The organism is Streptomyces sp. NPDC107500 (genome assembly GCF_055582785.1).
On the sequence record NZ_JBVJPF010000001.1, the window covers coordinates 1,109,291 to 1,119,672 of the forward strand.

The window sequence follows — 10,382 nt, forward strand, 5'->3', positions numbered from 1 at the left end:
GGGTCCCTCGTACGGGTGGACCTTCGACCGGGGAGGCGCGCTGCGCCTCCCCGGTTCGTTCTGCGGGTGTGAGCGAGAAGAACCGACAGGGAAAGCGCACCGCCCGGGAGAAGCTGGCGGCCGAGCGCGAGAAGCACAGGTCCAGGGACAGGCGCCGCCGCGCGCTGATCGTCGGCGCGAGCGTGGTCTGCGTCCTGGGGCTCGCGGCGGTGATCGGCGTCGTCGCGGCGAACGCGGGCAAGGACGACGGCAGCGACTCGGCCGGACCGGTCGTGGCGCCCTCGGGCGCGCAGGGCAAGGACGGCCTCGCGATCCCCGTCGGTGAGGACGGCGCCAAGTCGACGCTCACCGTCTGGGAGGACTTCCGCTGCCCGGCCTGCAAGGGCTTCGAGCTGGCGTACCGCGACACGATCCACGAGCTGACCGAGTCCGGACAGCTCAAGGTCGAGTACCACCTGGCGACCATCATCGACGGCAACATGGGCGGCACCGGCTCCCGCAAGGCCGCCAATGCCGCCGCCTGCGCCCAGGACGCCGGGAAGTTCACCTCGTACCACGACGTGCTGTTCACCAACCAGCCGCCCGAGAGCGACGACGCCTTCGCCGACGAGGACCGGCTGATCGACCTGGCGGGCAAGGTCGACGGCCTCGACACCACCCCGTTCCAGGAGTGCGTGCGCAACGGCAGGCACAACAGCTGGGTGGAGAAGTCCAACAAGGCCTTCCAGAACGGCGGCTTCAGCGGCACCCCGACCGTGCTGCTGGACGGCACGAACATCTACCAGGACCAGTCGATGACCCCGGCCAAGCTGAAGCAGATGGTGGAGGACGCCAACAAGTAGGGCGGGCGGCGGTGGGGCAGTGCGGGCGCGGTGATCCGCGTGCTCGTTACGGACCCGTAGCCGGGCTGCCCGCCGCGCCTCCCGTCCGACACGGTAGCGTCGACCCTGCCATGGAACTTGCCTTCATTCCCAGCCCGTCGCGCGGGGTGCTGCACCTCGGTCCCATCCCGCTGCGCGGCTACGCGTTCTGCATCATCATCGGCGTCTTCGTGGCCGTCTGGCTCGGCAACCGCCGCTGGATCGCCCGGGGCGGGCGGCCGGGCACGGTGGCCGACATCGCGGTCTGGGCGGTGCCCTTCGGCCTGATCGGCGGCCGGCTCTACCACGTGATCACGGACTACCAGCTGTACTTCAGCGAGGGCCGTGACTGGGTCGACGCCTTCAAGATCTGGGAGGGCGGCCTCGGTATCTGGGGCGCGATCGCGTTCGGCGCGCTGGGCGCCTGGATCGGCGCCCGCCGCCGGGGCATCCCGATGCCCGCGTACGCCGACGCCGTCGCCCCCGGCATCGCCCTCGCGCAGGCCATCGGCCGCTGGGGCAACTGGTTCAACCAGGAGCTGTACGGCAAGGCGACCGACCTGCCGTGGGCCGTGGAGATCACCTCGACGACCGACGGGCGGGTCCCGGGCACCTACCACCCGACGTTCCTGTACGAGTCGCTGTGGTGCATCGGTGTCGCCGCGCTCGTCATCTGGGCCGACCGCCGCTTCAAGCTGGGCCACGGCCGGGCGTTCGCCCTCTACGTCGCCGCCTACTGCGCGGGCCGGTTCTGGATCGAGTACATGCGCGTCGACGACGCCCACCACATCCTCGGCCTGCGGCTCAACAACTGGACCGCGTTGCTCGTCTTCGTGCTCGCCGTGGTCTACATGGTGCTCTCGGCGCGGTCGCGTCCGGGCCGGGAGGCCGTGGTCGAGCCGGGTGCCGGGCCGTCCGACGGCGCCGACGGTGCCGACGGATCCGAAGGCTCCGCCGGGGACGACGCGAAGGCGGACGCGGACACCACCGACGAGGACGCCGGGTCCGGCGCCACGGAGGACGACGCCGGCACTCCGGACGAGGCGGCCGGCGACGCGGACGACGCGCGGGACGTGAAGGACGGCGCCGACTCCGCCAAGAAGGGCTGACGGCCCGCCGTACGACGTCGCCGAGGGCGCCCGGATCTCCACCGGGCGCCCTCGGCGCGTGTCAGGACAGGACGGGCCGCCGGGCCAGCGACAGGGTGCGCCGGGCCGTCGCCACCACCGCGGCGTCGACGAACCGGCCGTCCGGCAGCGCCTGCGCGCCCGGCTGCACGCTGGCCGCCTTGACGATCGTCTCCGCCTCCTCCAGCTCCCGCTCGGTCGGCAGGTACGCCCGCTCGATGATCGGCAGCTGGCGGGGGTGGATCGCGGCGCGGCCGAGGAACCCCAGGGCGCGGCCGTGCGCGCAGGACGCCGCCAAGCCCTCCAGGTCCCGGGTGTCCGGATGCACCGTCTGCGACGGCGGCGCCAGGCCGGCCGCCCGCGCGGCCACCACCACCCGGGAGCGCGACCAGTCGAGGCCGGTGTCCCCGTGCACGCCCAGGTCGGCCCGCAGGTCCGCCTCGCCCAGCGCGATGCCGCGCAGCGCCGGATGGGCCGCGGCGATCGGGTACGCCCGCTCCACGCCCAGGGCGGTCTCCAGCAGCGCGTACAGGGGCGGCCCGCCGGTGGCCGCCGCCACGCCGGTGATCTGCCCGGGGGACGTCACCTTGGGCAGCCGCAGGCCGGACAGCCCCGGCAGCGCGGCCAGCGCCCCGAGGTCCGCGGCGGCCAGTGGGCCGTCCAGGGCGTTGACGCGGACGTGCACCGGCACCGGCTGCGGCTCGGTGAGCAGTTCCGCGGTGGCCTCGCGGGCGTACTCCTTGCGGTCCGGGGCGACCGCGTCCTCCAGGTCGACCACCACGACGTCGGCCCCGGCGGCCAGCGCCTTGGCGACCACCCGGGGCCGGTCCCCGGGCGCGTACAGCCAGGTCAGCGGGGGTGCGGTCATACGACGCCCTCCTCACGCAGCTCTTTCACGTCCGCCGGGGTGAGCCCCAGCTCGGTCAGCACCTCCTCCGTGTCCGCGCCGTGCGGACGGCCCGCCCAGCGGATGGCGCCCGGGGTCGCGGAGAGCCGGAAGAGGACGTTCTGCATGCGCAGCGGGCCCAGCTCGGGATCGTCGACGGTGGTGACGGTGTCGAGGGCCTGGTACTGCGGGTCGGTCATCACGTCCCGCACGTCCTGGATCGGTGCCACGGCCGCCTCGGCCTTCTCGAAGGCGGCGAGCACGTCGGCGCGGCCGTGCCGGGCGATCCAGTCGCCGACCGCCGCGTCCAGGACGTCGGCGTGGCGGGCCCGGTCGGCACCGGACGCGAACCAGGGCTCGTCGATCAGCTCGGGACGGCCCACCAGGCGCATCACCCGCTCGGCGACCGACTGGGCCGAGGTGGACACGGCGACCCAGGTGCCGTCGGCGGTGCGGTAGGTGTTGCGCGGGGCGTTGTTCTGCGAGCGGTTGCCGGTGCGCGGCTGGACGTGGCCGAGCTGGTCGTACCAGGTGGGCTGCGGGCCCAGGACGGTGAGGATCGGCTCGATGATCGCCATGTCGACGACCTGCCCCTCGCCGGTGCGCTCGCGCGCGGCCAGTGCCGTCATCACCGCGTACGACGTGGCCAGCGCGGCGATCGAGTCGGCGAGCCCGAACGGGGGCAGCGTCGGCGGGGCGTCCGGTTCGCCGGTCATCGCGGCGAAGCCGCTCATGGCCTCGGCGAGGGTGCCGAAGCCGGGGCGGCGCGCGTACGGGCCGAACTGGCCGAAGCCGGTGACCCGGGTGAGGACCAGGCGGGGGTTGACGGCGGACAGCTCGTCCCAGCCCAGGTCCCACTTCTCCAGCGTGCCGGGACGGAAGTTCTCGATGACGACGTCCGCGGTCGACACGAGGCGCAGCAGGGTGGTGCGTCCGGCGGGTTTCGACAGGTCCAGGGTGATCGTGCGCTTGTTGCGGCCCAGGATCTTCCACCACAGGCCGATGCCGTCCTTGGACGGGCCGTGGCCCCGGGACGGGTCGGGCCGGGAGGGGTGTTCGACCTTGACCACCTCGGCGCCGAAGTCGCCGAGCATGGTGGCGGCGAGCGGGCCCGCGAAGAGGGTGGCGAGGTCGAGCACCCGCAGACCGGTGAGCGGGGCGGGGGCGGCGGTGACGGAGCCGGGGACGGCGTTCACGGCGGGCTGGGTCATGGGCGGGTGGCCTCCCGGTGGGTGAGGTGGGCGAGGGTGTCGAAACCGGTGCCGTCGAAGTCGCCGACCGACGTGGCCAGGCGGTTCTTCAGCGGGCCCGTCCAGTGCTCGGGCAGGGCGGCGGGGGAGCCGGCGAGGAGTCCGGCGACGCCGCCGACGGTGGCGCCGTTGGAGTCGGTGTCCCAGCCCCCGGAGACCGCGCGGGAGACCGAGCCGGTGAAGTCGCCGTCCGCGTGGGTGAGGGCGGCGGCGATCAGGGCGGTGTTGGGCACGGCGTGCACCCAGTGGTGAGTGGGGGAGTGGCGGGCGTGCAGCTCGTCCACGACCGTGTCGAAGTCGGCGTGCGCCCGGGCGAGGCGGACGGCGTGGCGCACGGCTGCGGACAGGCGGGAGCCGGGCGGGACGACCGCGAGGCCGGTGCGCAGGCAGGTGTGCACGTCGTGGGTGCCGGTGGCGGCGGTGGCGATGGCGGCCGCGGCGAACATGGCCGCGTGGACGCCGCTCGCGGTGTGGGTCAGGGCGGCGTCGCGGTGGGCCTGTTCGGCCGCGGCGGCCGGGTCGCCGGGGTTGGTCCAGCCGTGCACGTCGGCGCGGATCAGGGCGCCGATCCACTCGCGGAAGGGATTGCGGTGGTGGGCGGTGGCGGGGGGTTCCAGGCCGGAGAGCAGGTTGCGGTAGGCGACGCGCTCGGCGGTGAATGTGCGGCCGGCGGGTAGCTCGTCGAGCCACACGCGGGCCACGTCGGCGGTGCTGAAGTTCCTGCCGTGACGCTGGAGGAGCAGGAGGTTGAGGAGCGGGTAGTTGAGGTCGTCGTCCTCGGGCATCCCGTCGATGTTCTCGGCGAGGGAGGTGGCGGCGGAGCGGCGGTTCCAGGGGTGGGCGGCCGCGAGGTCCGCTGGGAGGCCACGGGCGGTGAAGTAGCCCGTCGGGGGCCAGTTGCCGGTGGCGCGGCCGATGCGGCGGATGCCGGTCAGCGGGAGCTTCTCGACGGGCTTGCCGAGCAGGCAGCCGACGGCCCGGCCCAGCCAGGCGGCCTCCAGCCGGGCCGGGGACACGGACGAGGCCGCCGGGGCGGCCGGGACCGGCCAGTCGGGACACAGGGCCCTGATCCGGTCGAGACCGGTCGGTTCCGCGGCGGCGGTCGGGTTCGCCAGCCCGGCCAGGTCGTCCAGCAGTTCCTCCGCCAGGAGCCGTAGGTGGCGGGAGGCGGGCCGGGGGGACGCGCCCGCGCGGTCGGGGGCCGGGTCGCCGCCCGCCGCCTCCCAGCGGGCGGCGACCGCCGACGCGTCGCGGCCCTCCAGGGCCGCCTGGCGCAGCTCGTGGCCGATCAGGTCCTCGGGCTGCACCCAGGTCAGCCGCAGCATCACGGACCCCCGATCGCGCCGAACGCCCGCTCGTGCTCGCGGCGCCGCGCCAGGTCCCGCTCGAAGACCTCCCGGGCGACCGCGCTCAGCGTCGCGGCCGGTTCCCACAGATCGAGCCGACTGGCCTCCGCGACCCGTTTGGCCCACTCCTGAGGGACCGGTGAGCCCAGCGCCCCGGCCAGCGCGCCCGCCATCGTGGCGATGGAGTCGCAGTCGCGGCCGTAGTTGACCGCGCCGAGCACCGCGTGCCGGCAGTCGCCGCCGGAGACGATGAGCATGCCGAGGGCGACGGGCAGCTCCTCGATCGCGTGCAGCCGGGACGGGCGGCGGGCGCCCAGCGAGGGCGCGCGGTAGTCGGGGCCCACCGTGTCGTACGGGGTGACCGCCTCCCGCAGCGGGGCCAGCGCCGACTCGAAGTCCGAGTACCGCGCGGCCACGTCGCAGACCGCCTCGATCGCGGCCCGTGTGCCGTCCTTGGCCAGGGCCAGACAGGCGGCCACCACCGAGTCCGGCGTCGCGCCCGGCGCGCAGGCCGCGGCCACCGCCGCCGCGAAGACACCGGCCGCCTCCCTGCCGTACGACGACTGGTGGGCGCCCGCGACGTCCAGGGCCTCGGCGTACGCCCCCGCCGGGTGGGCGGCGTTGACCAGGCCGACCGGCGCCATGTACATCGCGGCACCGCAGTTGACGATGTTGCCGGTGCCCGCCTCGCGCGGGTCCACGTGGCCGTAGTGGATCCGCGCCACCAGCCACTTCTCGGCGAGGAAGATCCGCTGGAGCGGGAGCGCCTCGGTCTCCAGCTCCGGGATCCACCGGGGGTGCGTCATCAGGTCCGGGACCAGGTGCTCGGCGACCGCGTAGGCGTCGAGGTGGTCGCGGACCGTGCCGTACACCCGGACCAGCGCGTGGGTCATCAGGGTGTCGTCGGTGACGTGGCCGTCGCCCTTGTGGTACGGCGCGAGGGGGCGGGCGGTGCGCCAGTCGTCGCCGTTCCAGGGGCCGACGACGCCGTGGATCCGGCCGCCGTGGCGTTCGAGGATCTGCTCGGGCGAGTAGCCCTCGACCGGGCCGCCGAGCGCGTCGCCGACGGCCGCGCCGACGAGTGCGCCGGTGACGCGCTCCTCCAGGGTCGCCGGGCCGGGGCGCGGGGTGCGGGCTGTCATGACGTGCGTCCTCCTTCGGGTCGGGTCGGCTGCGTGGCGTGCAGGAGTCCGGCGAGTTCGACGAGGTCGGTGCCGGTGAGCCTGGGCAGTACGCAGCCGGGGAGGGTGCGGCAGGTGTCCCGCCAGGACGCGGGCACCGAGGTGCCGCCGCCCAGCGCGCCGGTGAGGGCGCCCGCCAGCGCGGGGGCGGAGTCCGCGACCCTGGACAGACAGGCCGCCGCGGGGACCGCCGCCGCGAGGACGCCCCGGGCGGCGGTGGCCAGGGCGAGGGCGACCGGGACGGTCTCGGCGGCGGCGATGCCGTAGCTGTAGACGTGGTCGACGATCTGGTGCTCGAGGAGCGGGACGAGGGCGAAGGTGCTCTCGGCGTCCGCCGCCAGGGCCAGTGCCTGGCGGGCGTTGCGGCCGATCTCCGTCCCCTCGGGGAGTTCGGCGAGGGCGGCCGCCACACAGGTGTCCACGTCGGCGCCGGTGAGGGCGCCGGCCAGCGCCGCCGCCATCGCCCGGGCGCCGTGCACGCCGTCGCCGTCCTGGGTGTAGCGGGCGTCGAACTCGGCGAGGTCCGCCGCGAGGCGCGGGTCGCCCGGGTGGGCGACGGCGAGCACGCAGGCCCGCACGCAGGCGGCGTCGTCGAAGTAGTGCGGGTTGTCGTGGCCGGTGGCGGGCGGGCGCAGGCCCGCGGCGAGGTTGCCGAGCCCGGCCCGTACCGAGATGCGGGCGCGCAGTGGCAGTACGGCCGACTCGGGCTCCGGGGCGCGTTCCGTCGCCGCGGCCACCTCGCTGGCGACGGCGTTCCAGGTCAGGTCGATCGCCGCCCGCATCCGGCGGTCCCGGCTCAGGTCGCCGAGCACGCTGTCGTCGCCGGCCCGCAGCAGTGCCTCGGCCGCGAAGGCCGCCCACTCGGCGTCGTCCGAGGGGCCGAGGCGCAAGGGCTCGGGGGGCTGGTTCAGGGCGATGGGGACCGGGAGGGTGGTGGTCGCGTTCTGCTCGGCGAAGGTGTCCAGCTCGCGGGTGAGGCGGCGGGTCCACTCCGGCATCCGGGCGGCCCGGTGCCGGGCGGCGGGCCAGCCGGCCGCGTCCCCCGCGGCCAGACCGAGGAGCAGCCCCTCGACCCGGTCACGCCCCGGCACCGCACGGGGAGCCCCGGCCTCGGGCGCGGGGCGCTGCCCCATCCCGGCGGGCGCCGACTCCCCGGGCGCCTCGACGTACGCGGTGGTGACCGTCGTCTCCACGCCGGCCCGGACCCCGCTCACGGCCACACCTCCGCCCCCGCCTCGGGCACGAGGGTTCCCCGGCCGGGCGGGTTTGCGAGCGGTGCGGCTTGCGGGGACCGCGGCAGGCCGGCGGCCGGGCCGCCCCGCGGGTGCGGGTCCGTGACGGGCTCCGGTGGGGGCCGGTCGCCGGGGAGTGCGGTGTCGGTCGGCAGGGGGGAGTCGTGGGGTGCCGTGGGCCGTGCGGCTTGCGCGGGCCGGGGTGGCTTCGGTGTCGCGTCGGTCGGGGAGGGGGTGTGCGGGCTGGGGGCAGATGGGGGCCGGTCGCCGGGTGGGAGGGAGGTGCGGGGGGCTTCGGGGTGGGACGGGTGCCTCGGCTCCTCGCGTCCCGGGGGGACCCGTTCCGGATCTCGCACCGCCCGCCGCATCCCCTCGGCCGCTCCCGTCAGCAGGTCCGCCACCTCCAGGACGTGGTGGCCGGCGATGGCCGGCAGGCAGGTGCCGCGGGCGGGGCCGATGGCGGCGGCCCAGGCGGGCGGGATCGCGGCGGCACCGTGGGTGGCGCCGGCCAGCGCGCCCGCCACCGCGGCCGTGGTGTCGGCGTCGCGCCCCATGTTGACGGCCGTCAGCACCGCGTCCGCGAAGTCGCCGTCGGCCGCCGCGTACGCGCCGAAGGCGAGGGCGACCGCCTCGGGTGCCAGGTCGGTCCACGGGTAGCCGCCGATGACCACCGCGGAGCGGACCGCCCGTTCGCCGCGATGCGCCGCCGTCATCGCGCGGCGCAGACAGCGGGCGGTCCAGGAGTCGTCCGGTACGACGGCCAGCGCGGAGGCCACGACCGCGACCGGCGCCGCCCCGGCCATCGCCGCCGCGACACCCGCCGCCACCGCCTGGCCGCCGTAGATGCCCTCGCCGTCGTGGCTGACCGAGCCGTCGATCGCGACCAGCCGGGCCGCCTCGGCGGGGCGGCCGGCCGCGAACACGCCGTGCGGGGCGGCCCGCATGGCGAGGCCGTCGCTCCAGGCATGGCGGTGCTGGGCGGAGATCGGTGCGGCCAGCCCCCGGCGCAGGTTCTCCAGGGTGCCGCGTTCGCTGAAGCCCGCGCCCCGGAAGGGGCCCTCCTCCCGGTCCGCGATCCACTCGTGCCAGGCGGTCTCCACGTGCACCGGGGTGAGCGCGGCGCCGTACCGGGCGAGCAGCAGGCCGGAGAAGATCGCGTACTCGGTGTCGTCGGTGCCGGCCGGCCGGTCGGCCACGTATCCCGTGATGCGGCCCCACCGGGCGCGGATCTCCGAGGGCTTCATGTTCTCGGCCGGCGCCCCGAGGGCGTCCCCGACGGCCAGTCCGAGCAGCGCGCCCCGGGCCCGTTCGCGGAGTCCGACGGCGTCGCCGGGCGCGGGGACCGGGGGAATGCAGGCGGTGGATGCCATGCGGCCTCTCCTCTCCCTCTGCGCATCTGTCCCCGGTGCGGTGCGCACCGCAGCCTCACCGGGCCCAGCGTCACCCGGTCGACATCTGTGCGGGGAAGATCACGAATGAGCACGGAAAGGTAAAACCGCAGGTAAGCCCAGCCTTTCCTTGCTGGCGAGGCGGAAATGACCGGCGTAGATTGGGTGTTGTTAAAAAGTAGAACCGATCCAAACTAGCTCTCCGGGGGATCCCTCATGGCCATCATCGAGACCGAGGCGCCGCTGCACGAGGCGCACCGCGACAACCACACCCACCGCGACGTCAACGGCGGCTGGCTGCGCCCCGCCGTCTTCGGCGCGATGGACGGCCTGGTCTCCAACCTCGCCCTGATGACCGGCGTCGCCGGCGGCGCGGTGAGCCAGCAGACCGTCGTCCTGACGGGCATGGCCGGTCTGGCCGCCGGTGCCTTCTCCATGGCCGCCGGTGAGTACACCTCCGTCGCCTCGCAGCGCGAGCTGGTCGAGGCCGAGCTGGACGTGGAGCGCCGGGAGCTGAGGAAGCACCCGAAGGACGAGGAGGCCGAGCTGGCCGCGCTCTATGAGGCCCGCGGCGTCGAACCGGAGCTCGCGCGCGAGGTGGCCCGGCAGCTGTCCAGCGACCCCGAGCAGGCGCTGGAGATACACGCCCGCGAGGAGCTGGGCATCGACCCCTCCGACCTGCCCTCGCCCACCGTCGCCGCCGTGTCGTCCTTCGGTTCCTTCGCGCTGGGCGCGCTGCTCCCCGTGCTGCCCTTCCTGCTCGGCGCCGGTGCCCTGTGGCCCGCGGTGCTGCTCGCGCTGGCCGGACTGTTCCTGTGCGGCGCGGTGGTGGCCAAGGTGACGGCACGCAGCTGGTGGTACAGCGGACTGCGGCAGCTCGCGCTCGGCGGTGCGGCGGCCGGTGTGACGTACGCCCTGGGCAGCCTGTTCGGAACGGCCGTAGGATAGCCCGGCTCGAACTTATGCGAGGGACCGCATAAGTAGCCGTTACTCGCTGGTTTCGAGTACGTAATCTCCGGGCATGAGCCGTAAGCGCTGTGGGCAATGAGGCCGGCCGCGCACCCGTGGGGCGAGCGACGACGCTCATTCCACGCCTTCGGGCCGACGGACAT

At 75.2% G+C, this 10,382-nt stretch carries 8 protein-coding genes and 1 pseudogene; 3 read left to right on the forward strand and 6 right to left on the reverse strand.

All coding sequences use genetic code 11. From position 1 onward, the window contains the following. Positions 1-68: 68 nt before the first annotated feature. Together ACZ67M_RS04925 and lgt are read left to right on the forward strand one after the other, a co-directional pair. Positions 69-842, forward strand: a complete 774-nt coding sequence (locus ACZ67M_RS04925) for a DsbA family protein (RefSeq protein WP_392009248.1) — start codon at positions 69-71, stop codon at positions 840-842. 110 nt (positions 843-952) lie between these two features. Continuing rightward, entirely contained in the window at positions 953-1,969 is a 1,017-nt protein-coding gene (lgt, locus tag ACZ67M_RS04930) for a prolipoprotein diacylglyceryl transferase (RefSeq protein WP_392009251.1), read from the forward strand. Between the two features lie 61 nt (positions 1,970-2,030). Here the strand turns inward: lgt and ACZ67M_RS04935 are convergent, their stop codons facing one another. The 6 genes and pseudogenes from ACZ67M_RS04935 to ACZ67M_RS04960 form a co-directional block, all read right to left on the reverse strand. Beyond that, positions 2,031-2,855 carry an HpcH/HpaI aldolase/citrate lyase family protein gene (locus ACZ67M_RS04935; protein ID WP_361361458.1) on the reverse strand — a complete coding sequence of 275 codons (825 nt, stop codon included), beginning with the start codon at positions 2,853-2,855 and terminating at the stop codon, positions 2,031-2,033. After that, the gene (locus ACZ67M_RS04940) at positions 2,852-4,084 is read right to left on the reverse strand and encodes a CaiB/BaiF CoA transferase family protein (RefSeq protein WP_392103600.1); all 1,233 of its coding nucleotides are present in this window, start codon (positions 4,082-4,084) and stop codon (positions 2,852-2,854) included. The genes ACZ67M_RS04935 and ACZ67M_RS04940 overlap by 4 nt, the downstream gene beginning before the upstream one ends. Continuing rightward, positions 4,081-5,448 (reverse strand): ADP-ribosylglycohydrolase family protein, encoded by a 1,368-nt coding sequence (locus ACZ67M_RS04945; protein WP_469849562.1) that lies wholly within the window; start codon positions 5,446-5,448, stop codon positions 4,081-4,083. The genes ACZ67M_RS04940 and ACZ67M_RS04945 overlap by 4 nt, the downstream gene beginning before the upstream one ends. After that, positions 5,448-6,611, reverse strand: coding sequence for an ADP-ribosylglycohydrolase family protein (locus ACZ67M_RS04950; protein WP_392009258.1), 1,164 nt, complete (start codon positions 6,609-6,611; stop codon positions 5,448-5,450). The genes ACZ67M_RS04945 and ACZ67M_RS04950 overlap by 1 nt, the downstream gene beginning before the upstream one ends. Further along, entirely contained in the window at positions 6,608-7,783 is a 1,176-nt protein-coding gene (locus ACZ67M_RS04955) for an ADP-ribosylglycohydrolase family protein (protein WP_469849745.1), read from the reverse strand. The genes ACZ67M_RS04950 and ACZ67M_RS04955 overlap by 4 nt, the downstream gene beginning before the upstream one ends. A gap of 446 nt (positions 7,784-8,229) precedes the next feature. Beyond that, positions 8,230-9,252 (reverse strand): annotated as a pseudogene (locus ACZ67M_RS04960) (ADP-ribosylglycohydrolase family protein); the annotation flags it as partial. Between the two features lie 234 nt (positions 9,253-9,486). Between ACZ67M_RS04960 and ACZ67M_RS04965 the strand changes: the two are divergent. Further along, positions 9,487-10,218: a VIT1/CCC1 transporter family protein gene (locus ACZ67M_RS04965; protein WP_385802623.1), complete on the forward strand. Its 732-nt coding sequence runs from the start codon at positions 9,487-9,489 to the stop codon at positions 10,216-10,218. Positions 10,219-10,382 lie beyond the last annotated feature (164 nt).